General features: G+C 54.8%; 19 protein-coding genes. 6 read left to right on the top strand and 13 right to left on the bottom strand.

Features of this window, described 5'->3' with window-relative positions:
• Nucleotides 1–2 precede the first annotated feature (2 nt).
• The 10 genes from rsmG to rpmH form a co-directional block, all read right to left on the bottom strand.
• Entirely contained in the window at nt 3–659 is a 657-nt protein-coding gene (gene rsmG, locus ABNS66_RS07620; protein WP_204994929.1) for a 16S rRNA (guanine(527)-N(7))-methyltransferase RsmG, read from the bottom strand.
• A gap of 1 nt (nt 660) precedes the next feature.
• The gene (gene mnmG / locus ABNS66_RS07615) at nt 661–2,550 is read right to left on the bottom strand and encodes a tRNA uridine-5-carboxymethylaminomethyl(34) synthesis enzyme MnmG (RefSeq protein ID WP_286837337.1); all 1,890 of its coding nucleotides are present in this window, start codon (nt 2,548–2,550) and stop codon (nt 661–663) included.
• A gap of 416 nt (nt 2,551–2,966) precedes the next feature.
• Entirely contained in the window at nt 2,967–4,829 is a 1,863-nt protein-coding gene (locus tag ABNS66_RS07610) for an ATP-binding protein (RefSeq protein ID WP_286837339.1), read from the bottom strand.
• Nucleotides 4,830–5,714 carry a hypothetical protein gene (locus ABNS66_RS07605; protein ID WP_286837340.1) on the bottom strand — a complete coding sequence of 295 codons (885 nt, stop codon included), beginning with the start codon at nt 5,712–5,714 and terminating at the stop codon, nt 4,830–4,832.
• Nucleotides 5,715–5,747: 33 nt separating this feature from the next.
• Nucleotides 5,748–7,715, bottom strand: coding sequence for a TonB-dependent receptor (locus ABNS66_RS07600; RefSeq protein WP_286837341.1), 1,968 nt, complete (start codon nt 7,713–7,715; stop codon nt 5,748–5,750).
• Between the two features lie 112 nt (nt 7,716–7,827).
• A complete protein-coding gene (gene mnmE, locus ABNS66_RS07595; RefSeq protein WP_286695323.1) occupies nt 7,828–9,183 on the bottom strand; it encodes a tRNA uridine-5-carboxymethylaminomethyl(34) synthesis GTPase MnmE in 1,356 nt (451 codons plus the stop codon).
• A gap of 3 nt (nt 9,184–9,186) precedes the next feature.
• Nucleotides 9,187–10,875, bottom strand: coding sequence for a membrane protein insertase YidC (gene yidC / locus ABNS66_RS07590; protein WP_286695322.1), 1,689 nt, complete (start codon nt 10,873–10,875; stop codon nt 9,187–9,189).
• Nucleotides 10,872–11,132 (bottom strand): membrane protein insertion efficiency factor YidD, encoded by a 261-nt coding sequence (yidD, locus tag ABNS66_RS07585; RefSeq protein ID WP_286837344.1) that lies wholly within the window; start codon nt 11,130–11,132, stop codon nt 10,872–10,874. Before yidD ends, yidC begins: the two co-directional genes overlap by 4 nt.
• A 3-nt stretch (nt 11,133–11,135) precedes the next feature.
• On the bottom strand, nt 11,136–11,513 hold the full coding sequence (rnpA, locus tag ABNS66_RS07580; protein WP_027873444.1) for a ribonuclease P protein component: 378 nt from the start codon (nt 11,511–11,513) through the stop codon (nt 11,136–11,138).
• A 31-nt stretch (nt 11,514–11,544) separates the two neighbouring features.
• Nucleotides 11,545–11,679: a 50S ribosomal protein L34 gene (gene rpmH, locus ABNS66_RS07575; protein ID WP_084497939.1), complete on the bottom strand. Its 135-nt coding sequence runs from the start codon at nt 11,677–11,679 to the stop codon at nt 11,545–11,547.
• Nucleotides 11,680–12,161: 482 nt separating this feature from the next.
• On the opposite strand from rpmH, the gene dnaA reads away from it, so the two are divergent.
• From dnaA to gyrB, 4 genes are all read left to right on the top strand, one after another.
• Nucleotides 12,162–13,640: a chromosomal replication initiator protein DnaA gene (gene dnaA, locus ABNS66_RS07570; protein ID WP_286837346.1), complete on the top strand. Its 1,479-nt coding sequence runs from the start codon at nt 12,162–12,164 to the stop codon at nt 13,638–13,640.
• Between the two features lie 92 nt (nt 13,641–13,732).
• The gene (gene dnaN / locus ABNS66_RS07565; RefSeq protein WP_286695320.1) at nt 13,733–14,845 is read left to right on the top strand and encodes a DNA polymerase III subunit beta; all 1,113 of its coding nucleotides are present in this window, start codon (nt 13,733–13,735) and stop codon (nt 14,843–14,845) included.
• A gap of 107 nt (nt 14,846–14,952) precedes the next feature.
• Complete coding sequence (gene recF / locus ABNS66_RS07560) at nt 14,953–16,092, top strand: DNA replication/repair protein RecF (RefSeq protein ID WP_286837348.1); 1,140 nt, start codon at nt 14,953–14,955, stop codon at nt 16,090–16,092.
• 82 nt (nt 16,093–16,174) lie between these two features.
• On the top strand, nt 16,175–18,595 hold the full coding sequence (gene gyrB, locus ABNS66_RS07555; protein WP_286837350.1) for a DNA topoisomerase (ATP-hydrolyzing) subunit B: 2,421 nt from the start codon (nt 16,175–16,177) through the stop codon (nt 18,593–18,595).
• A 65-nt stretch (nt 18,596–18,660) separates the two neighbouring features.
• Here gyrB and ABNS66_RS07550 read toward each other — a convergent pair whose 3' ends face one another.
• The 3 genes from ABNS66_RS07550 to glyQ are packed head-to-tail and all read right to left on the bottom strand — an operon-like array spanning nt 18,661 to nt 22,448.
• Entirely contained in the window at nt 18,661–19,386 is a 726-nt protein-coding gene (locus ABNS66_RS07550) for a lysophospholipid acyltransferase family protein (RefSeq protein ID WP_286837352.1), read from the bottom strand.
• A gap of 27 nt (nt 19,387–19,413) precedes the next feature.
• Nucleotides 19,414–21,498 carry a glycine--tRNA ligase subunit beta gene (gene glyS, locus ABNS66_RS07545; protein WP_286837354.1) on the bottom strand — a complete coding sequence of 695 codons (2,085 nt, stop codon included), beginning with the start codon at nt 21,496–21,498 and terminating at the stop codon, nt 19,414–19,416.
• Entirely contained in the window at nt 21,498–22,448 is a 951-nt protein-coding gene (glyQ, locus tag ABNS66_RS07540) for a glycine--tRNA ligase subunit alpha (RefSeq protein WP_286837356.1), read from the bottom strand. The genes glyS and glyQ overlap by 1 nt, the downstream gene beginning before the upstream one ends.
• 141 nt (nt 22,449–22,589) lie before the next feature.
• On the opposite strand from glyQ, the gene djlA reads away from it, so the two are divergent.
• Together djlA and ABNS66_RS07530 are read left to right on the top strand one after the other, a co-directional pair.
• Complete coding sequence (gene djlA, locus ABNS66_RS07535) at nt 22,590–23,390, top strand: co-chaperone DjlA (RefSeq protein WP_286837358.1); 801 nt, start codon at nt 22,590–22,592, stop codon at nt 23,388–23,390.
• 75 nt (nt 23,391–23,465) lie between these two features.
• Nucleotides 23,466–26,237, top strand: coding sequence for a hypothetical protein (locus ABNS66_RS07530; protein ID WP_286837361.1), 2,772 nt, complete (start codon nt 23,466–23,468; stop codon nt 26,235–26,237).
• Nucleotides 26,238–26,252: the final 15 nt, after the last annotated feature.

Genomic DNA, 26,252 nt, shown 5'->3' with positions numbered 1-26,252 from the left:
CCCTATTGATCGCTCGCAGAATGTTCACCGCTGTGCTGGGAGGCGATCACCATCAAGTGGCGGGCCTCGTCGACACCGGGAACGGAAAGAGTATGACAGGCTTCGACGATAAAGTGTTTTGGCAACTGACTCAACTCTTGCTCGGGGTATTGCCCCTTCATGGCATAGAGTTTTCCCTGCGGGGCGAGTAAGTGCTCACAACCGCCAGCCATGTCGGCGAGCGAGGCAAATGCCCGTGAGGTAATGCCGTCAAATCCCTGTTCGTCGCGCAGGGATTCTACGCGGCAACAGTGCACCTGCACATTGTCGAGGCCGAGTTGTAATTTGGCCTCGATCAAAAACCGCGTTTTCTTGCCGTTGCTGTCGAGCAGTTCAAACTGGCGCTCGGGGAACAGTATTGCCAGCGGAATGCCCGGCAGCCCGGGGCCGGTGCCCACATCGAGAATGCGCTGGCCATCGACCAGATTGGCAACACTCAGGCTATCCAGCAAGTGGCGGCTGACCATTTGCATGGGGTCGCGCACCGCCGTGAGGTTGTAGGCGCGGTTCCACTTCACCAGCAAGGCGAGGTAGTTGAGCAGTGCGTCGATATTGGCGTCGGTAATCGAGAGCCCAAGTTTTTGGACACCCCGCGTTAGGAATTGGCGTTCGTCATTCACCTCAGGCGGACTTCCTTTCCAGCAGACCGCGCTTTTTCAGCGTAATCAGTAACAGCGATACCGCGGCCGGGGTCACGCCGGGAATCCGCGAGGCTTGGGCGAGAGTTTGCGGTCGCGCGTCGCCCAGTTTTTGTTTGATCTCGTTGCTCAGACCTTCGATCACGCTGTAGTCAAAGTCCAGTGGCAACGGCGTTTCTTCATGGCGACGCAGGCGCTCGATTTCGTCTTTCTGGCGCTCGATGTAGCCCGCGTATTTCACGCCAATTTCAATCTGCTCGGCGACATCGTCCACCACTGCTTCGCCGTCTTGCACCATGTCCGCCAAATCGGCATAGCCAAGTTCCGGGCGTTTTAGCAGGTCGAGCAGGTTGTATTCGTGACTGATCGGTTTGCTGAACTTGGCCGCCAATTGCTCGGCTTGCGGGGTATTCGGTTGAATCCACGTGCTGGCCATACGCTGGCGCTGGCGCTCAATGGCTTCGCGCTTTTCGCAGAACGCGGCCCAGCGGGCATCGTCGACCAAGCCCAGTTCACGGCCCTTTTCGGTGAGCCGTTGGTCGGCGTTGTCTTCGCGCAGCAGCAGGCGATATTCCGCTCGCGAGGTAAACATGCGGTAGGGCTCTTTGGTGCCCATGGTAATCAGGTCGTCAACCAGCACACCGATGTAGGCTTCGTCGCGACGCGGACACCACGACTCTTTGCCCTGCGCCAGCAAGGCGGCGTTGGCACCAGCCAATAGGCCCTGGGCAGCGGCTTCTTCGTAACCGGTGGTGCCGTTGATCTGACCCGCAAAAAATAAACCGGCAATGAATTTGGTTTCCAGCGAGTTCTTCAGGTCACGCGGCTCGAAGAAGTCGTACTCAATGGCGTAGCCGGGGCGCGTCATATTGGCATTTTCAAAGCCCTTGATCGAGCGAACCAACGCCAACTGAATATCAAACGGCAGGCTGGTGGAAATGCCATTGGGGTATAGCTCGTGTGTTTTCAGGCCCTCGGGCTCGATGAACACCTGGTGAGAGTTTTTATCGGCAAAGCGATGGACTTTGTCTTCGATCGACGGGCAGTAGCGGGGGCCGATTCCCTCGATTACGCCGGTGTACATGGGCGAGCGGTCTAAACCACTGCGAATAATCTCATGGCTGCGCTCGTTGGTGTGGGTAATCCAGCAGCAGACTTGCTCGGGGTGCATGCTTCGGTCACCCAGATACGACATTACCGGACGGGGTTCATCGCCCCACTGTTGCTCCAGGCCAGCAAAGTTGACAGTTTTTGCGTCAATGCGCGGCGGCGTGCCGGTTTTCAGTCGATCTACCCGGAAAGGCAGTTCGCGAAGACGGTGCGCAAGTGCAATGGAGGGTTGGTCGCCGGCGCGGCCACCGCTGTGGTTATCCAGACCAATGTGGATTTTTCCGCCGAGGAAGGTGCCCGCCGTCAGAACAACGCTGCTGGCATAGAATTTCAGGCCGATATTTGTCACGACGCCGCGAACACAGTCGCCTTCGACGATCAGGTCGTCTACGGCCTGCTGAAAAATGGCGAGGTTTGCCTGGTTTTCCAGTATTTCTCGCACCGCGGCTTTGTAGAGCACGCGGTCAGCTTGTGCGCGGGTTGCCCGCACTGCGGGCCCTTTGCGGGCGTTAAGCACGCGAAATTGAATACCACCGCGATCTGTCGCCAACCCCATGGCGCCGCCGAGTGCATCCACTTCTTTGACAAGGTGGCTCTTACCAATGCCACCAATGGCGGGATTGCAGGACATTTGCCCCAGCGTCTCGATGTTGTGGGTAAGCAAAAGGGTTTGGCTACCCATACGGGCAGCGGCCAAGGCGGCTTCAGTACCGGCATGGCCACCACCGATAACAATGACATCGAATCGCTGCGGATAGTCCACAAAACACCTGAATGAGTAATTTTACTGGGGGCGAAATTATACGGGGTTCTGGATGCGCTGCAATGAATTGGTGAATTTTTAATCAATTCTTTTTTTGTGTTTAAAGAATAAGATTTTATGAATATATATGTTGATAGTTTTATGTTTTTTTATTCTTGATACTGATGTTATGGAACCGCTTTTCTGTGAGTAAGGTATCTAAGTCATTGTATTTAAATATTTTTCTTTATGTATAACTACCGTTTTTATCCACAGATATCCTGTCATCTTGGTGTGAGCCGTTTGGGGATGAAATGTGGATAAAACGGCGCGTGTCGGGGGCTTGTGAGTAAGTGCCGCCTTATCGACGGGTTTTTCACAGGCTCAGACGCGGCTATCCCGATCTTATCCTTGGGATAAATAGTAGAAAAATGGGCTTAGGGCAGCTGTTCAGCAATGCTATTGCGCAATTGCTCTAGCGATACCGGTTTGGAGAGGAAGGCGTTCATACCTGCATTTAAGCAGCGACGTTGGGTTTCTGGATCAGTGTTAGCCGTTAGGGCGATCACAGGGATGTGTTGGTGCAAGCGCCTGCGGAGCTGCAGAGTCGCTTCAAAACCGTCCATAATCGGCATTTGCAGATCCATTAAGATCACATCGGCGTGGTGTTGCTCCAGTTGACTAATCGCTTCGGCGCCATTGTTAGCCGTAATGACGTCTGCCCCCCAACCTTCTAGGCTGCGAGCAACCAACAACTGATTGACCGGGTTGTCTTCAACCACCATTGCGGTGAGCCCAGAGAAACACTGCTCGTCATCCACTGTGTTTTCCTGCGTTTGTGCAGCCAGCTTGCGATAGCGCGTACGCCACACCACGGTGAAACTGGAGCCCTCACCGGGCTGGCTGCTCAGCTGGATGTCGGCCTTCATCAGCTCGCTCAGTCGCTTGACGATGGCCAGACCCAGCCCTGAGCCACCATAGCGGCGAACCGTGGAGTTATCGGCCTGGTGGAAGCTCTCAAATATGTGGGCTTGTTGTTCTGGGGTAATGCCGATGCCGGTGTCGCTAACGCGCAATGTTAATTGCAGGGTTTCTGCATCGACAGGCTGTTGCTCCAGACTGACATCGACTTTGCCCTGATGGGTGAACTTGACCGCGTTGGCCGCGAGGTTGATAACGATCTGTCGCAGTCGGGTTTCATCGCCACGTATTTCGATACGGCGCAGAGCGGGGTCGATATGGGTATTGAAAACGATGCCTTTACTTTGCGCATCCAGCTTCATGGGTTGAAGGATTTCACCCAGCAGAGACTGGGGTGGGAAGAAGCGCTCTTCGAGCTCCATATCGCCTTTTTCGATGCGCGAGTAGTCGAGGATATCGTTTACGATGTGGAGTAAATGCTCGCTGGAGCTTTTGGCAATATCCAGGTAGTGGCGTTGGGATTCATTCAGTTCGCTCTTGGCCAACAGCTGTAGCATGCCCAGTGCGCCATTCATGGGCGTTCTGAGTTCGTGGGTCATGGTGGCCAGGAACAAGCTCTTGGCCATGCTGGCCTCTTCTGCCTTGCCTTTGGCGAGTTTTAGCTCTTCGACATAGTCGCTGAGTTCGCGCTGCTGGGCTTCGATGGCGTCGGCCATGTCGTTGATGTGGCGCTGCAGTTCGCCGAGTTCACCACGCTCTAAGTGTTGGATACGGCTGCCGTGCTTGCCGCTGGCGATCTCTTGCGTGACGTGCTGGATTTCGCTGAGCGGTTGCGACAAACGGCGGCTGACGCGAAGGGCAAAGGCGGCGCCAAGAAGAATTGCCAGCAATGCAATACTGATGGACACGGCGATTATGCTGCGCTGCAATGCGTTGAGCCCGGCATTGGAGATATCCAGCTCCAGTCGCCCGAGAATATTGTTGATGGGCGGCAGCTGTTCACCGGTGATGGCGTCGGTTAGCGCGATGCTGCGCTGCTCCAGCAGGATACTGATGGTGTTACCGGGCCCGTTAGCGGTGTTTCGGCTGACGCTAATGGGTTTGCTATCGCCAAAGCGATACACGCGTAAGGCGATGATATCGCCCTGCAGCGCCGACTTGAGAATGTCATTGAGTTGTTGGTCGTTACCGCTAATCAGCGGCAGCTCGATCAGGGCCGCGACGTTTTCCGCAATGCGTTCACCCAGATCGATCTGATAGCGTTGAGCGTCGCTGAGTCGGGCGGCAAGTGAGTAGGAAAACAGGGCAATAAACAACACCAGCATCGGAGCCAGGCTGGCAATTAAAATCTGTTGAAAGAGGCTTCTTCGCGCGCGCATTTACTGCCCCCTCAAGGTGTTGAGTAGGCTTTGCTCATCGTCGATAACCAGGCCCAGAGAATCGGCGACGTTGCGGTTGATGGTAATACTGTAGCGCTGTGGATAGCGCGCCATGGGCAGACGGCCGTGATCGCGGTAATGGTTGATCATTGCTTTTGCTTCAGCGGCGTAGTCGCTGGGCTTTGATACGACAGACGCCAGCGCTCCCGCGCTGACAAAACCGGCGTTGGGGCCAATAAGAAAGTTCTGGTGGCGATAGGTTGCCAGCAGTACGCCGCGGATGGTGGCGGCGTTGTAAAGATTTTGCTCGGGCGTTGCCAGCAGCACATCGCTGCGCTGGATTAAGCGGTTTAGCTTGCGCTGCGAGGCGGATCCGTCGGCCGGTATTTGTTCGCTATTAAATTGGTATTGAGGATATTGGTCGGTGAGCTGGTGGAGTTGTTGATGGTAACTGGGGCTTTCCCAGGCCATGGCAATGCGCGCCGGTTTGCCCTTGAGTATTGCGTCAATCAACTTTATTTGTCGTGCGATAGGTTGGTCTGAGTAGACGGCGCTGGCATTCTCGGCGCGATAGGGGCTAAAGCGCACACTGTTTGCATACAGCGCCAGTTTGGCCGGGTAGTGAGTGCTGTTGATCATTGGCAGCAGGCCGTCGGAGACAAGTAACAGCACATCTCCGGCCTGCGTTGGGTCTGGGAGCTCGTTGATGTAGACCTGTAATTGGTAGTCGCTCGGGCTGGCAATTTCGCTGGCAAGTTGCCGCAGGGAAGCGTTATCCACAGGGAGCACTAGGTCGACCTTTAAAGAGGGTTTATCACTGCCATACGCCGCCACTGCCAGGAGCAGTAATAGCGCGTATTGAAGTCCTTTAAGCAGTGTTTTCAAGGATTCCTTCCTCGAGGTTGATATGCATCACGGCTAATAGCGCAGGCTCAGCGTAAATAGCTGCCGCAGTTCTTCACGGTAAAAGTTATCCGATAACAGTTCGCTGTTATCGTCATGCTGATATCGTGCCACGTAGGCTAACTGCACTTCGATGCTGCGCAGATTCAGGGTGTGAGCCAGCCGTAAATCTGACCGTGAAAAGGTATTTTTCCCCCGGCGACGTGTGTTTTGACTGTAGTAGCGGCTGAGTGAAAGTTGAGTATTGCTTAAAAATTTATAACTGAGCAGCGCGCTGAAATTATTGCTGGGAGTGAAGCTCTCCTCATTTTGGGTTGTGGTGTCGGAATTAATATAGGCGTAGCTGGCGTGGAAAAGCCAGTTGGGCGATGGGCGATAATCCAGCTCGGTTTCTATGCCTTGTTGACGCAGGCGGTTGCTGTTCTCCGGGGAGAATTTATCCAGTGCGGTTGAGTCTGATACAAGGTTGCTTAGGTGGTCGCGGAACAGTTTTATATCCCACTGTAAGCCGATGTGTTGAAAGTTGGCGTAGTAGCCAATTTCGCGAGAGGAAATTTTCTCCGCGCGCAAATCTGGGTTCCCCGTAGCTTTAACAACGTACTCGCCGGTGGTTTGGCCATTGTGCGTGGGGGTGATGTTTTTAGCGCGATAGGTCCAATCGGCCGTGGTTTCCAATAAGTCGGGGCTGCGCACTGCTTCGGAGTAGACGGCGCGAAAACTGTGGTGATTGTTCAGGTGGTAGTGCAGTGAAACCCTGGGCGAGAGATGGTCTTTGTTGTCGTTGCTGTCTCGTTCCCACGAGGCACCAACATTGCCCGTAACACGGTCGCTGATTCGGTATTCGGCATTGGCGAACAGCTGGGTGCTGTCGCTACGGCGGTTACCATTGTAGTAGGTCTCGGAGCTAACGCGGTTGTGCTTGATGTGAATGCCAGCCACTGTTTTTAAGTCTGCTGACCACACCATGGTGTCCTGAAACTCAATGTCCTGGCGAGTTTGTCGGCTGTTTTCGTTGGCATCAACGCGCACCAGTGGTGAGGGATGGGTGGGCTGACCGATAAACGCTGGCGGCAGTACCGCCTGCCATTCTTTTTGCTGCTTTTGGCCGGAGTAGTCAATGCGCAAGTGTTGATGGTGGTCTTTGCTTAAGTCCCAACTCATTTTGGCGGAAACAAAATGGTTGCGGTGACGAGTATCGGGAGCGGTGATATCGATATCGGCAAAGTCGTCGCTTATCCACCCCTGTTTGTAGCCCATCGCCAAGCTGATATTGGCCTGGTCGAGGGCCTTTTCATAGCGCAGGTTGAGTGTGTCGCTATTATCGCTGTCGCGGCGGTCTTCACCGTCGCGGTTGACTTCAAAACCATCATCGCGACGGCTTTGTAAGCTCAATCGGTACTTGCCGCCCTCGAAGCTATCGGCGTGGCTGAGCAGGTAGTCTTCAACCTGGTTATCACCCTTGCGGGCTTGTAGGTAGAGTTTGTCGGCATCGTCGGGGTGACGGGTAATAATATTGATGACGCCCAAAAACGCATTGGCGCCGTAACTTGCTGTGGAGGGGCCCCGGACGACTTCGATACGTTCGATGTCTTCAATTGCCAGGGGAATATCGTTCCAGTTTACCGTTGCCAGGCCCGCTTGGTAGATGCTGCGTCCATCTACCAGCACCTGCATGCGCCGCGAGTCGCGATAATTTGTGCCGTGGTAGCTGACCACGTGGTTCCAGCCGTCGCGTGCGCCGACTGATGTGCCGGGTATCAGTCGGAATAATTCGGGGATACGGCGTATTCCCGATGCGATGATCATTTGACGGTCGATCACACTGACACTGGCGGGAACCTCGCTGCGGCTTTGTTTCAGGCGGGCTGGTGTAAGCACAACGGGAAGTGCCTCGTTATCCCACAACTGGGCATGGCTGGGCATGGTGGCGGCGCTGCTAGCGACCAGTAGTAATAATAGAGAGTGGCGGGTAGCGTCAGCCATAGAGACGTCCTTGTGGCGGAAAATTTTAACGGTAGTAACTTACGATAAGTGTAGCTGGGGTCTCACAACTATGTCGCAAATTGTACTGCGCATGAAGTGATAATAGGGATAGCTATTTTCCGATACAAAAACTGGAAAAGATGCGGCCTAACAGATCGTCGGATGTGAAGGCACCGGTGATTTCTGACAGGCTTTGCTGGGCGAGGCGGAGTTCTTCGGCGAGCAGTTCGCCGGCATTGTAGTGGTGGAGCTGGTGTTCGCCTTGCAGGAGGTGCTCGCGGGCAGTATTCAGTGCTTCAATATGCCGCCGTCTGGCAATAAACGGGCTGTCGCCGTCTTCAAAGCCCACGCAGCGCTTGAGGTGGTTGCGCAGCAGGTCGATACCCTGTTCTGCCTTGGCACTGAGGTAGAGCGTGGGTAGCTCGCCTTGCGTGTCCTCGCGCACCGTTTCGCCACTCAAATCACATTTATTGAATATCAGGCTGAGCTTGCCGGCATTGGCGTGCTCGGCGAAGGTATCGGGTATATCGGCGTGGCGCTGTTGGTGGCTATCGACGATTAGCAGTACGCGGTCCGCTTTGTCGATTTCCTGCCAGGCTCGGCGAATGCCCTCCTGTTCCACCGGGTCATCGCTGTCGCGCAGACCGGCGGTATCAATAATGTGCAGCGGCATGCCGTCAATCAGAATGTTTTCGCGCAGTATGTCCCGCGTGGTGCCGGCAATGTCAGTAACGATGGCAGACTCTCGCCCGGCCAGGGCGTTGAGCAAGCTGGATTTACCCGCATTGGGTTTCCCGGCAATAACAACGGTCATACCGTCGCGAAGCAAACTGCCTTGCTGGGCGGCGTTGCTGACGTGTTGAAGCTGTTGTTTGATGGCGCTCAAGTCGTCGGCGACGCGGCTGTCGCTAATGAAGTCGATTTCTTCTTCCGGAAAGTCTATCGCCGCTTCGACATAGATCCGCAATACGGTGACGGCTTCGACCAGTTGGTCGATCTCGCGACTAAAGGCGCCGTCAAGTGACCGCATCGCCTGGCGAGCGGCTTGTTCCGAGGCGCTATCGATCAAGTCGGCGATAGCTTCAGCTTGGGCGAGATCGATTTTGTTGTTCAGAAATGCGCGTTCGGAGAACTCGCCAGGACGCGCCATGCGAGCGCCGGCACGCAGACAGGCCTTGAGCAGGCGGTCCATGATTACCGGGCCGCCGTGACCCTGCAGCTCCAGAACATCTTCGCCGGTAAAGGAGTTGGGGCCGGGGAAAAACAACGCCAGCCCCTGGTCGATAACATCCGTTTCGTTGTCGATAATCTCGCGAAAATGGGCGAAGTGGGCACGCCGTGGTTGCGGGCTGCGATCCATCAGCGCAGCGGCAATGGCCAGGCTTTTACTGCCCGAAATGCGGATGATACCAACGCCGCCTTTGCCGGGCGGCGTGGCAATGGCGGCGATGGTGTCTTGCTGGCTCATCGCTTAACGAGACGGCAAGCCAGCTTTTTCGATGCGCTTGGTAATAATGTACTGCTGAATAATCGACAGGGTGTTGTTGACCACCCAGTACAGTACCAAGCCCGCGGGGAAGAACAGGAAGAAGAAGGTGAAGACGATGGGCATCCACTGCATGATTTTCGCCTGCATAGGATCTGCCGGTGGCGGGTTCAGCTTTTGCTGAATGAACATCGACGCACCCATAATCAGCGGCAAGACAAAATAAGGGTCCATCGCTGACAGGTCATTAATCCACAGCATAAAGGGTGCGTGGCGCAGCTCAACACTTTCCATCAGCACCCAGTAGAGGGCGATGAATACCGGCATTTGCACCAGCATGGGCAGGCAGCCGCCGACGGGGTTAATTTTTTCTTTCTTGTACAGCTCCATCATCGCCTGGGACTGCTTTTGACGGTCGTCGGCGTAGCGCTCGCGCAGCTCCATCAGTTTAGGCTGCACCTTGCGCATATTCGCCATGGAGGTGAAGGCCTTGGCATTGAGCTGGAAGAAGGCGGCTTTTACCAACACGGTAACGCCGATAATCGCCCAGCCCCAGTTGCCGAAGACGCTGTAGAGTTTGGTCAGCAGCCAGAACAAGGGTTGCGCTATCCACCACAGCCAGCCGTAATCGACGGTGAGTTCCAGACCAGGAGAGATTTCCTCTAAACGGTACTGGTCTTTAGGGCCGATATAAATCGCCGCGCTCAAGGTGCCCTGCTCACCGGCAGCAACCGTTTGCGACGGCGAGGTGAAGCGAACAATATTTAAGCCCTGGCGCGTAACAACGGTTTTAAAACTGTTGTTGGCAGATTGGTCGGGCACCCAGGCGCTAAGGAAGTAGTGTTGGATTATGGCGACCCAGCCACCTTCCATTTGCTCGTTGAGTGGCTTTTCTTTCAGCTTGTGGAAGGCCAGTTTGTTGTAGGGGTCTTCGCTGCTGGAATAGGCGACACCCATAAAGGGTTTCATGGCGAACAGGCCGTCGTCGCTGACACCGGGGTCGACACTGTTGTCGCGCTTCAGCTGGCCAAACAGTGAGGCACTAAACGCTTCACTAGAGCGGTTTTCAACAAGGTAGTCGAGTTTTACCAGATAATCGCCACGCTGCAGGGTGTAGCGTTTGGTGATAAGAATGTCGTCGCTGTATTGATAGCGCAGATTCGCGGAAACACTGTCCTGACCTTCTTCCAAGGAGAAGCTCTCAAGGTTGGCGCTAAACATGGGTCGGCCCTGCGCCGTGTCGGTGGCGTTTTTACCGATTAAGCCACTCTGGGCCACATAGCTGCGACGCTGGTTGTTTTCCAGCAGTACGAAGGCTTCTTCTTCCTCGATGCTGTCGCGGTGCTCCAAGGTTGCGGCATAGACAATGTCGCCGCCCTGTAGATCGATTTTCAGGTCCAGAACATCGTTACGAATATGGATGTAGCGGCTGTCTACGCCCTTATCGGCGAAGTCTTCAACGCTGTTGTCGACATTGTCGGCGGTGGGTAAATCGTCACTGCCAGCGTCGTTGGTGGGTAGAGAAACGTCGGCGTTGGCCGGTTGCTCAGCCAGTGCAGCGGCCGCGGCCAGCGGAGCAGTGTTGCCGCCATCAAAGTTTTTCCATTCAACCAGCAGCATAAATGAGAGCGCGGCGATGGCGGCGATAAGTAGGTAGCGCTGAATATCGATCATTGCTTAATAGCCTTGATTGAGTTGTTTTCGTTTTGGCAGTGATGGCAGGGTGGAACGGGGTCGTAGCCGCCGGGATTTAACGGGTGGCAGCGACCGATGCGGCGCAGGGCAAGCCAGCTGCCACGCAGGGCACCGTGCTCGCGGATCGCGTCGATAGCGTAATGGGAACAGCTGGGATAGAAACGGCAATGTGGTGCTATCAGCGGACTGATGCACAGGCGGTAAAACTTGATGCAGGCAATAAGTAGGCGCTGCAAGGTTTAACCCTCTTGCTTGCGCAGTTGCTTCTCGGCGCGCTTTTCTAACTGTCGCCACAACTGTTTGCAGGTTCTATGCAAAGTGGGATTGTCGAGCTTGTCGACGCCCTTTCGAGCCAGCACGATAACATCGATACCCGGCAATCGCGACTGCTGCATTCTGAAACTCTCTCGAACGATGCGTTTCAGGCGATTTCGCTGTGCGGCTAAGCGTACGTTCTTCTTGGCAACAACAAGGCCAAGCCGGGGATGGTCGAGGCCGTTGGCATTCGCTAGAAATAATAACTCGGCGGTAGAGACCTTCAGACGAGATTGGTCGAATACAGCCTGGTAGTCGCCGGCATTGAGTAGACGCAGTGATTTATCAAAGCCGAATTCCACTGCAATACCGGTACCTTAATCTAGCGCTTAATTATGCAGACAGAACAGCACGGCCTTTAGCGCGACGACGGTTCAATACTTTGCGGCCGTTCTTGGTTGCCATGCGAGCACGGAAACCGTGAGTGCGGGCGCGTTTCAGGTTGCTTGGTTGAAAAGTTCTTTTCATGATCTTGTCCGTTCACAGTGTCGTTATACGACGAGTTCTTTGTCTCCTGCCGGAATAAGTGGCTGGAGCACGAAAAATCGGATCGCGAATTTTAGTGGACAGCACCGCTAATAGCAATGCCTGTAAGGGGTTTATTTGCCAAGCCTCTCACCGGCTTCGTTATCGGAATTTCCGGCTGGTTGATGATAACACCCTATTGACAAGTTATTCACATCTTGATCCCGGGGTTATCCACATGTTGTTCTGTTTTATCCATAGAGTCTTATTGTTTATTGTTATATATCATTGAAATTTAGGTATTTTTTAACGGTTCGCGATTGTTGATAAAGTCGCGTAGGTGTGGATAAGTTTGGGTTGAAGGCGTAGAATGTCCAGCCTGTTTATAGGTTTAGCTGGGTTTTACCTCGTTTACGCGGCGCCTTTGTTGTGGTTGTAAGGCTGGCGTTCGCTGGGCGGGTATTTTTGGTTTTGGGAGTGTTATTTTGTCTGACGCCATATGGCAGCGGTGCTTAGCGGTTCTTCAAGAGGAGTTGCCCGCGCAGCAGTTCAATACCTGGATTCGGCCGCTGCGTTTAGAGGCTGGAGAAGGTTGGTTGCGTCTGCTGGCGCCTAATCGCTTTGTTAAAGATTGGGTCAACGATCGATTTTTTACTCGGATTGAAGAGCTGGTTGCAGAGTTCTCTGGCGGCCAAGGCTTCAATGTTGAGCTGGCCATTGCCGATCGCCAGCAATCGGCAATGGCGCGCCAACGCCCTACCCCTCCCGCCAGTTATGGGGAGGATCTGAGTCAAAGCCCTGCTGCCACAGAAAGTACACTCGCGGGGAATGAGGGCGTCGCCCCGGTTCCTGCTCCGGCAATTATCCAGTCCTCCACTGCGGCGTCGGCAGCGCCCACTACCCCCCCCCAGCGGCAAGTGGAAGTTGAAGGCGGTATTCGCCATCAAAGCTCCTTGATGGAGGGCTATACCTTCGAAACGTTTGTAGAGGGTAAGTCCAACCAGCTAGCCCGCGCGGCAGCAAGCCAGGTCGCAGAGAATCCGGGGCGCGCGTATAACCCGCTATTTTTATATGGTGGGGTTGGCTTGGGTAAAACGCACCTTATGCACGCGGTGGGTAACTCCCTGGTGCAACAAAACCCCAATGCTCGCGTGGTATATCTTCACTCTGAGCGCTTTGTTGCCGATATGGTTAAGGCCTTGCAGCTCAATGCGATCAATGAATTTAAGCGCTATTACCGCTCGGTGGATGCGCTGTTAATTGACGATATTCAGTTTTTCTCAGGAAAAGAGCGTTCCCAGGAGGAATTCTTCCATACCTTTAACGCCTTGCTGGAAGGCGGTCAGCAGATGATCCTTACCTGTGACCGCTACCCCAAAGAAATTAAGGGGCTGGAAGAGCGGTTGAAGTCGCGTTTCGGCTGGGGGCTTACCGTTGCGGTAGAGCCGCCAGAGTTGGAAACGCGGGTGGCTATTTTGCTGAAAAAGGCAGAGCAAGAGAATATCCCCCTGCCCTCTGACGCGGCGTTTTTTATTGCTCAGCGTGTTCGCTCGAATGTCCGCGAGCTTGAGGGTGTGTTGAAGCGGGTTATCGCGAGTTCACGGTTTATGGCCAAGCCCATCGATATTCCGCTTATTAAAGAATCGCTAAAAGACTTGCTGGCGCTGCAGGATAAGCAAGTGAGTTTGGATAATATCCAGCGCACCGTTGCAGAGTATTACAAGATTAAAATTGCCGATTTAATGTCCAAGCGTCGCAGTCGTTCGGTGGCGCGTCCAAGGCAGTTAGCGATGGCGCTTTCCAAAGAGTTAACCAACCACAGTTTGCCCGAAATCGGCGAGGGTTTTGGTGGTCGGGACCATACGACCGTGTTGCATGCCTGCCGTAAAATAAAAGAATTGCGCGACGCTGATGCCGATATCAGGGAAGACTATAAGAATTTGATAAGACTTCTGACAACCTAATGTTTTTAGGTCAGTTTTTATAATAAAGTGTAGTTTCTTATGGCCTGGGAAAGCGGCCCTGCGACCAGCAAAAACCAACGGGAAGACAACGAATGAAATTTTCTATTTCTAGGGACGCTTTGATCAAGCCCCTGAACCTTGTTGCCGGTGTTGTAGAACGCCGCCAAACGCTGCCTATTTTGGCGAATGTTCAGTTAGTGCTGGATGGTCAGCAACTTTCGCTGACGGGTACGGATCTCGAGGTGGAGTTGATCGGTCGTGTGGATTTGGCGGAAGAGGGCCAGGCAAGCGAGCCGGGAGAAATCACGGTACCCGCCAAGAAGTTGGTGGATATTTGTAAGGCCCTGCCCGAGGGCTCGGTGATCGATGTTAGCCAGGACGAGCAGAAGCTCATTATTAAGTCGGGACGCAGCCGCTTCCAGCTGTCCACCCTTCCCGCCAGTGATTTTCCCAGTGTTGAGCAGGGTCACGGCGGTCAGCGTTTCAGCCTGAAGCAAGGTGATTTAAAGCGCTTGATCGATCGCACCAGCTTTGCCATGGCCCAGCAGGATGTTCGCTACTATCTGAACGGGATGCTGTTTGAGGTGAACCCAGGTTTGTTGCGAGTGGTTGCGACAGATGGTCACCGGCTGGCGATGGCCAGCTTCAATGGCGACATCAATGTGTCTAACAGCGCCCAGGTGATCCTGCCACGTAAAGGGGTTATCGAGCTGGGTCGTCTGCTTATTAATGAAAATGATGATGCGGAGCTTTTTGTGGGCAGCAACCACATCCGCGTGGTCACTCGTGATTTCACATTCACGTCTAAGTTGATAGACGGAAAATTCCCCGACTATGAGCGTGTACTGCCCCGTGGCAGCACCAAAACGGTATTAGGTAGCCGCGCAGAGCTTAAGCAAGCCTTCGCACGTACTGCAATTTTGTCTAACGAAAAATACCGCGGCATTCGCCTGTTACTCAGCAGTGGCAACTTGCAGATAGTAGCTAACAACCCCGAGCAAGAAGAAGCGGAAGAAATCGTAGCGGTGGATTACGAGGGCGACAGCCTGGAGATAGGTTTTAACGTGAGCTATCTGTTGGACGTGATGTCTGCAATCAATGGCGAAACCGTGAAGTTCTCGCTGTCGGACGCCAACAGCTCAGCCTTGGTTGAAGAGTCTGAGAGCAGCGATAGCCAATACGTTGTTATGCCAATGCGCTTGTAAGCTGTCGGCAATTACGGATGTTTGCGATTTTGATAGCGGCCGCCAGCGATGGTGGCCGTTTTTGTATTCTTCCCCTTCCCTCCTGTTTGCGGAGTTTGTGACGCCCGATGCGGTTAAGTGAACTACATATCTCCAATTTTCGTAATTTGCGGCGCTGTGTGTTGAGTGATCTCTCTACCTTTAATTTCATCCATGGTGTGAATGGTAGTGGTAAAACCTCGGTGCTTGAGGCGATACATATGCTTTCCCTTACGCGGTCATTTCGTTCACGAAAAATTAATAGTGTGGTGAATTTTGACTCCCCTTCTCTATTGGTAAGGGGGGAGTTGGTTGATGGTGCCTTTGACGATAGTCGGATGCTTGGCATCCAGCGCGGGCGGGATAAGTCGCTGCTGGTTAAGTATGCGGGCGAACGACTCCGGTCCTTCTCGGATTTAGCGGGCTTGCTTCCCGTGCAGTTGATCAACCCCGATAGCTTTCAATTGTTTGAAGGCTCACCAACCGTGCGCCGGCAGTTTCTCGATTGGTCAGTGTTCCACGTGAAACATCTTGGTTTTTACGAGGAGTGGTCAAGGTATAGAAAAGCGGTAAAGCAGCGAAATACACTGCTCAGACGTGGTAAACTATCGGATGCAATGCTCTCCCCCTGGGAAGAGGAAATTGCGCTGACAGGGGCGAAAATCACGGCTATGCGCCGCGCTCAGTTTGCGGAGCTAGAGGAAGCGTTTGTAAGTCTGCTTAACGAGCTTCAGGGTGGGTCTGGGCAGGATGCAAGCCACCTTCTTGATGCCTCGCGTTTTACTATGCGCTTTATCAGTGGCTGGGATGACGACGAGGGTCGTTTAGGCGCAGAGGATTTGCGTAGGCTCTTAAATGAATCCAGAGAGCAAGATCTGCGGCAAGGGTTTACGCGAGTAGGTCCGCACCGCGCAGATATTCGCTTTAGTTACGGTGGTACTAATGCGGCCGAGGTATTGTCGCGTGGGCAGATTAAAACGCTGGTATGTGCGCTGAAATTAGCACAATGCGGGTTGATGCGGCGACAAAACCTAGATGTGCTGTTGTTAGTCGATGACTTGCCCGCAGAGTTGGATAGAGAGCGCCGCGCTGCCCTGTTTGGTGTGATCGCGAGCATGGATATGCAGGTTTTCGCGACATCCATAGAAGCATCAGATCTTGATGACGCTTGGCTGGGTGACGCAAAAGAGATAAGAAGGTTTCACGTGGAACATTTTACCAACGCCTGATTTCAGCCAATGGCGTGTGGGCGACAGGTAAATAAAAAGGACTTGCTGCTGGGCAAGGCTCTTGTGTGTAGAGGTTCAAAGAATGACAGAAGAAAACAAAAATTACGATTCCTCCAGTATCAAGGTGCTAAAAGGCCTCGACGCCGTGCGTAAGCGTCCCGGCATGTACATCGGAGACACCGATGATGGTTCAGGCCTTCACCATATGGTATTCGAAATCGTCGATAACTCGATTGATGAGGCTCTGGCAGGCCACTGCAACAAGATACAAATTATTATTCACCCCGATGAGTCCGTTACCGTCTGTGACGATGGGCGCGGTATTCCCACCGAGATCCATGATGAGGGTGTATCGGCGGCCGAAGTAATCATGACCGTCCTGCACGCAGGCGGGAAATTTGACGACAATACTTACAAGGTTTCTGGTGGTCTCCACGGTGTTGGTGTATCCGTGGTAAATGCCCTCTCTGAAGAGCTGCGCCTCACCATTCGTCGGGGCGGTAAAGTTCACGAGCAAGTCTATCGCCATGGCGTCCCCGACGCGCCACTAGCGGTTATTGGCGATACTGAACGCAGTGGGACGGAAGTCCGTTTTAAACCCAGTAAAGAAACCTTCAGCAATATTGAGTTCCACTTCGATTATCTCGCGAAGCGTATTCGTGAACTGGCATTTCTGAACTCCGGTATAAACATCGAGCTGATCGATGAGCGCAGTGGTGAAAAAGAAGTTTTCTGTTACGAAGGTGGTCTTAGCGCCTTTGTTGAGTATCTCAACAACAATAAAAGCGCGGTTAACGATGTTTTCCACTTCACTACCGAAGCAGATGGCATAGGTGTTGAGGTCGCCCTTCAGTGGAATGACGGCTTCCAGGAAAATATATTCTGTTACACCAACAATATTCCCCAGCGCGACGGTGGCACCCATTTGGCCGGATTCCGGGCCGGTCTGACGCGTAACCTGAATAGCTACATTGAAAGTGAAGGCCTGGCGAAGAAAGCTAAGGTCTCCACTACAGGCGATGATGCGAGAGAGGGTCTAACCGCCGTTATTTCAGTTAAAGTCCCCGACCCCAAATTCTCCTCGCAGACCAAAGACAAGCTGGTTTCCAGCGAAGTGAAAACGGTTGTCGAGCAAGCAATGACGGCCAAGTTTGGTGACTTCCTATTGGAGAGCCCCAACGAAGCCAAGCAGATTGTCCAGAAAATGCTGGATGCGGCCCGTGCTCGTGAAGCTGCTCGAAAAGCCAGAGAAATGACCCGCCGCAAAGGCGCTCTGGATATTGCAGGCCTGCCAGGCAAGCTTGCAGACTGCCAGGAAAAAGACCCCGGTCTTTCTGAATTGTACTTGGTGGAGGGTGACTCGGCGGGTGGATCGGCTAAGCAGGGCCGCGACCGTCGCACCCAGGCTATTCTGCCCCTCAAAGGTAAAATATTGAATGTTGAGAAGGCGCGCTTCGACAAGATGCTTTCCTCTGCTGAAGTTGGCACCATTGTCACGGCCCTTGGCTGCGGCATTGGCAAAGAGGAATTCAACTTAGAAAAGCTGCGCTATCACCACATCATCATCATGACCGACGCCGACGTAGACGGCTCGCACATTCGTACCCTTCTGCTGACCTTCTTCTTCCGTCAAATGCCGGAGCTGATTGAAAACGGTTATGTCTATATTGCCCAACCGCCCCTATATAAAATTGGGCGCGGAAAGCAGCATCAGTATTTGAAAGATGAGGCTGCACTGGCCAGCTACTTAACCCAGAACGCGCTAGATGGTGCAGCGTTATACGTAAACCCGGACGCGGCCCCGATCACTGGTGCAGGCCTGGAAAAGTTGGTGACCAACTTCAGGAAAGTTGAAGATATCACCCAGCGGCTGTCGCGTATTTATCCTGCGCGATTGTTGCGTGAAGTTGTTCACCTACCCACCGTTAAGGCCGATCAACTCGGCGACCGGGCCGTGATGGATAAATGGTGCACCGCACTGGCTGAGGTCACCGTAGAGCTAGAAGCCCGCGATCCGCAACACCGCTACGATGTGCGAGTGGTGGAAGACAATGAACTGAATATCTTTGTCCCTGAAGTGGAAATAACCTCTCACGGAGTAAGTACCCACTATCGCTTTGGTCGCGATTTCTTCAAGTCTTCAGATTATCAAAGCATTGCAGAACTCGGTGAAAGCCTGCAGGGGCTGCTCGAAGACGGCGCCTATATCAAACGCGGTGAGCGCACCCAAGAGGTGGAAAGCTTCGACGAGGTGATGAACTGGCTAATGGCCCAGGCAGAGCGCGGTATCAACGTGCAGCGCTATAAAGGGCTGGGTGAAATGAACCCAGATCAGCTGTGGGAAACCACCATGGATCCAGATGCCCGACGCATGCTGCGGGTCACGATTGAAGACGCGATTGCCGCCGACCAGATCTTTACCTGCTTGATGGGTGATCAAGTCGAGCCTCGCCGCGACTTCATCGAAAGTAATGCCCTGAAAGTGGCTAACTTGGATGTCTGATCCCAGGCACTAAAAAAGCCCGCGAGTCGCATCGATTCGCGGGCTTTTTTTTGTGCTGATTCCGGCTAAGGCATTTTATCGCAGTGTTGCTCGATCCATTCTGCGGCCTGTTCGGCCAGGGCCTTTGGGTCACCGTCGCGAGTGTCAATCAGCTCCCCTATCCACAGCGTGACGGTGCCTGGCCGAATAAGCAGGCTCTTGGGTGGCCACAGCCTTCCGGCGTTGTGAGCGATGGGTAAAATGGGTACACCGGCTTTGACGGCAATGCCTGCCCCTCCCCTGGCGTATTTACCGCGCACGCCATGGGGCACACGGGTTCCCTCTGGGAAGATAAGCAGGTTGCAGTTATTCGCCAGGTGCCGAGTGCCCTGCTCCATGGTTTGGCGCATGGCCGCCCGGGGGTTGCTGCGATCGATGCCGATCGCATTCATCATGCGCAGCGCCCAACCGAAGAACGGCACGGACAGCAGCTCCTTTTTAACCACGGTGGTAACGGGAAAAAGAAACCACTGCAAATAAAAGGTTTCCCACTGGCTTTGGTGTTTTGCCAGGGCGGCATAGGGCTGTTGCGCAGGCAATTCGCCGACGACGCGCGTGCGTACGCCACAAAATAGCCGCAGACAGAAAATGATCAGCGCATTGCCGATGACAAAGTAGCGGCCGCGAATATGGAAGGGTAGGAACCACGTGAACACAATACCTGTAACGCTAAAAAACAGCGTAATCAGCGCATAGCTTACAAAAAACAGCCCCGAGCGTAGCCCGAGCCACACTTTGTACGGTAACGTCATCCCTGCTCCCTTCGCATCGCTTGCCCGCTATTTTTTAGCAGGCACCAGCAGTGATATATCGGCCACTTCCAAGAACAAGGCTTGTAGCTGTTTGAGTAAGCTGAGGCGGTTATTCTTGAGAGCCGGGTCGTCGGCGTTCACCATCACATCGTCAAAGAAGCGATCAACAGGGCCCTGCAAGACCGCCAGTGACTTCAAGCCTGCGGTATAGTCGCCGGATTCAAATAGCGCCAGGGCTTCTGACGAGCACGCCCCCAAGGCTGAGTGCAGCGCTTGCTCGGCGTCTTCTTGCAATAAGCTCGCATCGACTGTCGGCGCTACATCCCCTTCCGCTTTGGCGAGAATATTCGATACGCGCTTGTTGGCGGCGGCCAATGCACTGGCTTCCTTCAACTGGGTAAAGGCTTGAACAGCATTAACGCGGCGATCAAAGTCGAGGGCATGAGTGATGCCTTTGGCATTGACGGCGAGGAAGATTTCGCTGGCCACGCCTTTGTCGTCATACCAGGCGCGCAGTCGCTCGAACATGTAGCCGAGGATGCTCTCTACCAGCTCGTCGCTGCCCTTCACCGCGCTGTGTTGGGCAATGGCTTTGACGACCAGCGGGCGCAGATCCAGGTCCAAGGCTTTTTCGATCAGAATGCGCATGACCGCCAGTGACGCGCGGCGCAGGGCAAAGGGGTCTTTCGACCCGGTGGGCAGTTGGCCGATACCGAAAATACCGCTTATGGTGTCCAGGCGGTCTGCCAGGGCGATGACCGTGCCGACATCACCAGCCGGTAATTCATCGCCGGCAAAGCGAGGCAGATACTGCTCCTGCATGGCCTGGGCAACCGCGGCGGGCTCGCCGTCATTCTTGGCGTAGTAGGTACCGGCAATGCCCTGCATATCGTCGAATTCCAGCACCATCTCTGACACCAGATCGCTTTTGCTAAGCTCGGCGGCCCGGCGCGCCTGCGCGGCGTCGACATTCAATTGCGAGGCAATAAGCGCAGAGAGTTCGGCAACGCGTTCGGTTTTGTCGAAAATGCTGCCAAGCTTTTCCTGGAAAACGACTTTCTTCAGCAGCTCGCGGCGCTCTGCCAATGTCGTTTTACAGTCGGTTTCGAAAAAGAAAGCGGCGTCGCTCAGGCGCGGGCGAATAACCCGCTCATTGCCATCGATGACTTTTTCCGGCTCGCGGCTTTCGATGTTAGACACCGTGATAAAGTGAGGGAGCAACTCCCCCTTGGCATCTACCACGTGAAAATACTTCTGGTGTTCCTTCATCGAGGACACCAAGGCCTCGGCGGGAACCTGCAAGAAACGCTGCTCAAAATTACCCGCTAAGGCCACCGGCCATTCAACCAGTGCGGTGACTTCGTCCAGCAGTGCCGGGTCGATCACCGCCTCACCGCCGAGGCGCTGCCCCTGCGCGGCGACTTGTTGGCGAATTAACTCACGGCGACGGCTAAAGTCGGCGATAACACGGCCTTCTTCTTCCAGCTGGCGCGCGTAATCTGCGGGCTTGCCCAGTTGCAGCTCGCCTTCGCTGTGAAAGCGGTGGCCGCGACTGCTGCGGCCGATGCGATGACCCATCACCTCACCACTAACAACCTCGTCGCCAAAAATAACGCTCACCCAGTGTACGGGGCGCACAAACTGCTCACGCTTTGCACCCCAACGCATACGCTTGGGGATGGGCAGAGACGCCAGGGCCTGATCGATAAAGCCTGGCAGTTTTTCGCTGGCTTGGCTGCCTTCAGCGGTAGAGCGGAAGCACAGCTTGTCTTGCTTGCCGTCATTGGCGATGTAATTACTCAGCTCATCCAGTGCCAAACCATTGCTCTTTGCAAAGGCCTCGGCAGCTTTGGTGGCCTGGCCGTCCTTAAAGGCGACTTTGACAGGTGGCCCCCACTTTTCTATGTCTTTGCTGGGCGCCTGTTCGTCGAGTTGACGAACGACCACAGCAAGGCGACGTGGCGACGCGAAGCCTTCTACGCCATCGAAGCTCAGTTCCTCAGCGGCCAATTGCTGGGTAATGCTGTTGGTGAAGGCCTCGGACAGGCTGCTGAGTGCCTTCGGGGGGAGTTCTTCTGTGCCGATCTCTATCAGCAGATCACGCTTGCTCATCAGGCTGTTCCTTTGTCTGCGCGAAATTGTTCGCGCCATACGGCTTTTCGCTCGTCGCTGGCTAGCGGGTAGTCAAGTTGGTTTCGCGCTTCGTCGTAGGCATGGGCCACTGCGCGTGCCAGGCCACGAACACGCAAGATAAAGCGCTGGCGCTCGGTGACCGAAATGGCGTGGCGAGCGTCGAGTAAGTTAAAGGCGTGTGAGGCCTTCATAACCATCTCATAGGCGGGAAGAGGCAGACCTTTCTCTACCAGGCGCTGGCTTTCTGCCTCGTAGTGGTCGAAGTTGCTGAACAGTTGTTCAACGTCGGCCTCTTCAAAGTTAAAGGTCGACATTTCCACCTCATTTTGGTGGAACACATCGCCGTAGGTCACTTTGCCTTCGGGCCCGTCGGTCCACACAAGGTCATAGATGCTGTCCACGCCCTGCAGGTACATGGCGATACGTTCCAGACCGTAGGTGATCTCGCCGGTAACCGGGAAACACTCAATACCGCCCACTTGCTGGAAGTAGGTAAACTGGGTGACTTCCATGCCATTCAGCCACACTTCCCAGCCGAGTCCCCAGGCGCCCAGTGTCGGCGACTCCCAGTTGTCCTCAACAAAGCGTATGTCGTGAACCCTTGGATCGATACCTAGCATGCGCAGGGAGTCGAGATAGAGCTCTTGAATATTATCGGGGGAAGGCTTCATGACTACCTGAAACTGGTAGTAGTGCTGAAGGCGGTTAGGGTTCTCGCCATAGCGGCCATCGGTGGGGCGTCGGCATGGCTGCACATAGGCGGCATTCCAGCTCTCGGGGCCGATGGCCCGCAAGAATGTGGCTGGGTGAAAGGTGCCTGCGCCGACTTCCATATCGAGGGGCTGCAAAACAACGCAGCCCTGCTTGGCCCAAAACTGTTGCAGGCTCAGGATGAGTCCCTGGAAGCTGCTTACATCTGCCTGGTTCACTGTGATCCCCGTCTACCGCTGTGCGTGGAATAAAAGAAGCGAGGATTATACAGCGTTGCGTGGCTCGCGGCGACGCGTGTGGCCGAGGAATAGACTTGTTATGATCTAGGACCTGTTCACAGTGGTGTGGAGCAACACAGCATGGGAAAACTCATCGGCGCAGTACTCGGCTATTTTACCGGCGGAGTGCTATTGGCAGTGGTCGGATTGGCCATTGGGCATTTTTTCGACCGAGGCCTGAAGCAGGCGATGGGCTTCAACTACGCCGCGCGCCGGGAGCAGCTTCAGCAGGCGTTTTTTGACAGCACCTTTCGCATTATGGGGCATCTCGCTAAAGCCGATGGCCGCGTGTGCGAGCGAGAAATTCATCAGGCAGAAGCCATTTTTACTCAGCTGGGCTTGAGCAGCGAGCGGCGGCGCAGCGCTATTGAGCGGTTTAAGGAAGGTAGCGGCGACGCCTTTGTGCTCGAGGAAGAGGTGTCCCGCTTTTTGGAACACTGCGCGGCTCAGCCGCTGTTAAAGCAAATGCTGATAGAGGCGTTGCTGGCAATGGCGATCGCCGACGGCGAAATAGATGCCGCCGAAGAGGCTGTTTTATCCCGCGTGGCGCAGTTCCTCGGTTTTGCCACGCGAGACTTTGAGCAACTGCTAAAAATGAGTCGCGCTCAGCAGCACTTTAATTACCATCAACATTCATCCCGAGAACAGGCCCACCGCCAGCAACACAGTGACCTCGAGGATGCCTACACCGCCCTTGGAGTTAGCGCTGATGTCAGCAATGCTGAATTGAAGAAGGCCTATCGCCGGCTGATGAGTGAGCATCACCCAGACAAGCTCATTGCGCGCGGTGTACCTGAGGATATGCTGAAGATAGCGACCGAAAAGTCTCAGGAAATCAGAGCGGCTTACGATCTGATTCGCCGTCATCGAGGTGTGAAGTAACCCTCCTGTCACATTTAACGTCGATGTCACATAGCGGCGCTACACTCCCCGTTTTCACTGATTGGTCTTGTCGACGTGTTTGCCATTCGAAGCGGTTTTATCGCCTGTTGTATCATTCTCAGCGCCTGCGGTGGCGGGAGTTCATCGGACAGTGACAACAGTAGTGCGCCCGCTGATAACAGCGAGCTGACGATTATTGGCGAAACGGAAGTCGCCGCGCAAAGTACGCAAATTCTGTTAGCGCAGGATAACAGCGATAGCGCGACGACTGCGCCGTGGCAGTGGACGGTCGTCTCCGGCCAGTCCCTGCTGGAAACCGCCGAGGTTGATGAAGAGCGTTTTCAATATCGCAGCGTGGCGCTGAACGGCCCTGCCAGTATTCGTGTGCGTGTGCAGCGTCAGGCTGCCGACGGGGAGCCCCGATCTGCCGAAACCTCGATTCAGTTAAGGCCGGCTAACGATACAGCAATGGCGCCACGGGTGGATGCCGGTTCAGATAAAGTGGCTGATGAAGGGGAAGAAATTACGCTCTATTCCTCGGTAACGGCGCGCAACGGCCGCAGTATCAGGGCCCTTTCCTGGCAGCAAACGGCGGGGCCGAGTGCCACGATTATTGGCGCCAGTGACCAAGACAGCTTGCACCTCCGCCTGCCCCAGGTTGAGCAAGATGACACCCTGCGCTTTCGTCTGAGTGCCCGGGATAGCGGCGGCTTTATCGGTAGTGACAACACCTCGGTGCAGTTGCGCAATGTGTTTCAAAACCGTCTACCCATTGTCGATGTGGGCGATAGTTTCGACGCGCGTGGCCGTGAGCGGGTGAGCCTTAATGCATCGGCGATTGATCCCGATGGCGACATTGTCAGTGTGCGTTGGCAGGGCTTGGGTGAAGATAGCGACCTTGTGATAGATGGGGCCGACACCCTGCAGGCAAGTTTTGTTGCACCCAACCCCAGCGAGGCACGAGACCTGGTACTGAGGTTGACGGCAACCGACAACAGCGGCGGTAGTGCCAGCGCCGACCTGCGTATCCATCTGTTGCCGGTCGCAAATCGGGCGCCACAAATCGAGCGTGTTGAGGTCGACCCCGGGGTTGCCTACAGCGGCGAAACCGTTTTCTTGCGCGGCATCGCCAGCGACGCTGACGCCGATGCCCTGCAAACAATTTGGCAGCAGGGCGAAACGAGCGGCGATGTGCGTTTGGGCCTGCGCGATGCCGACAAGCCCAATGCCAGCTTTATTGTTCCAGCGCTCAGTGAGCCCGTGCTTGTTGAAATAGCGTGGCAGGTGAGCGATGGTCGCGCGCAGACCGAGGAGCGTCGCAGCTTGCAGTTGGTGCCGCGGGAAGCGCAAAGCCCGGATCCTCTGTCGTGCTTAATGGACCCACTGCAACCCGGTTGTCCCCTCTACCCGCTTTCTTCGATACTTGATCCGCAAGCCTTTCTGGCCTGTTCAGACCCGTTAAGCAGCGACTGCATACTTGGCGACCTCATCGGCCCGTCGCTGCGCCAATGCTTGCGCCAACCTTCTGCCGAGGGCTGCGCGGAGGCCCTGCTGGATGTTACCGAGCCAAGCTATGTGCTTGAGCAAATTGGCCCGGAGGCACCCGCCGATGCCTGCACCCCCGCGTATGATCCGGATAGCTTCGAGGATTACATCGGTGCGATGCACGAGCACACCGCCTACTCTGACGGCACGCCGCTAACCAAGCCTGCGGATGTGTATCGTCGGGTGAAGGAACTTGGCTACGACTTCGTTGCCTCCTCTGACCATTCCGATAACCTGGGCATTCCCCTCTCCACGGGTATAGGCCGGGCAGAATGCCCACCTGAAAACTTCCTCTATTGCCTGTTTTTGGTTGACGAGCAACGCCCGCAGGATGCACTGGCCAAGTGGGCAGCGACGCTGAGTCAAAGCAATGCCGCCACTACCGATAATTTCACGGCTATACGCGGCTTTGAATGGACCTCGGACCGATTCGGCCATGCGAATGTCTACTTCTCGCGCAATATCATCAATGCCAAAACCGGCCCCGGATACGCGGTGAGTATGGCCTTGTTTTGGCAGTGGTTTACCTATCCTGCGCAGTTTGGCGGCGGCAGTGATGGACTGCTTAGCTTTAATCACCCCGGCCGTGAAGATGCGTTGGAATCCGCCTTTGAATTTGCCGGCGGTGACCCGGCTTTTACATTCAATGATTTTCGCTATGTCGATACCGCTGACTACCGCGTTGTCGGTATTGAAGTCTTTGGCAAGGGCAGTGAATACGATAGCGATGGGCCTGGCGGGAGCTGGTTGAGTTATGCCCTGGATAAGGGCTGGCACCTCGCGCCGATCAGTTCAGAAGACCACCACGGCATTCACTGGGGTGACCCCGACTTGCCTAAAACCGTGATCCGGGCGCGCTCTCGCAGCCTTGATGATTTGCGAGAGGCGCTGTTGGCAAGGCGGATATATGCCGTGGCGCAACACTACAGTGACTTGCGTTTGGACTACCGCGTGGCTGATGCCACCCTGGGAGCAAGAATCCGTCAACCGGCGGGCAGCGTGTTACCTTATCGAGTGTCGGTGAGCCTGCATGGCCAAGTTATGTCGAGCGCGGTGGTGCAGTTGGTTGGGCCGGGGAACACCGTGTTAGCACAGGCGACAGGCGGCGAGCTACAGGGTGAGATCTCCGTTGGCAGCAACAAAAAATACGCCTTTGTCAGGGTGTTAGATTCGGCGAATAATAACCGTCCGGTGGCGTTTTCAGCGCCGATTTGGCTGCTGCCAGGCGACGCGCCGCTGCCATTGTGCCGCCCGCCTTCGGTCTGGGAAGGGGATAGTTTGCTCTATCCCGCGCTGCCTTAGCCTAGCCAGTGCACG

This window comes from uncultured Spongiibacter sp. (assembly GCF_964011655.1).
GTDB classification, from domain to species: Bacteria; Pseudomonadota; Gammaproteobacteria; order Pseudomonadales; family Spongiibacteraceae; genus Spongiibacter; species Spongiibacter marinus.
The sequence above is the reverse complement of the archived record's forward strand: the minus strand, read 5'-3'. Positions and strand labels throughout refer to the sequence as shown.

Coding starts and splice junctions, on each gene's coding strand:
- ABNS66_RS07610 (WP_286837339.1), bottom strand. CDS start 4,829: ATGCGCGCGCGAAGAAGCCTCTTTCAACAGATTTTAATTGCCAGCCTG.
- ABNS66_RS07600 (WP_286837341.1), bottom strand. CDS start 7,715: ATGGCTGACGCTACCCGCCACTCTCTATTATTACTACTGGTCGCTAGC.
- mnmE (WP_286695323.1), bottom strand. CDS start 9,183: ATGAGCCAGCAAGACACCATCGCCGCCATTGCCACGCCGCCCGGCAAA.
- yidC (WP_286695322.1), bottom strand. CDS start 10,875: ATGATCGATATTCAGCGCTACCTACTTATCGCCGCCATCGCCGCGCTC.
- rpmH (WP_084497939.1), bottom strand. CDS start 11,679: ATGAAAAGAACTTTTCAACCAAGCAACCTGAAACGCGCCCGCACTCAC.
- dnaN (WP_286695320.1), top strand. CDS start 13,733: ATGAAATTTTCTATTTCTAGGGACGCTTTGATCAAGCCCCTGAACCTT.
- recF (WP_286837348.1), top strand. CDS start 14,953: ATGCGGTTAAGTGAACTACATATCTCCAATTTTCGTAATTTGCGGCGC.
- gyrB (WP_286837350.1), top strand. CDS start 16,175: ATGACAGAAGAAAACAAAAATTACGATTCCTCCAGTATCAAGGTGCTA.
- ABNS66_RS07550 (WP_286837352.1), bottom strand. CDS start 19,386: ATGACGTTACCGTACAAAGTGTGGCTCGGGCTACGCTCGGGGCTGTTT.
- glyS (WP_286837354.1), bottom strand. CDS start 21,498: ATGAGCAAGCGTGATCTGCTGATAGAGATCGGCACAGAAGAACTCCCC.
- djlA (WP_286837358.1), top strand. CDS start 22,590: ATGGGAAAACTCATCGGCGCAGTACTCGGCTATTTTACCGGCGGAGTG.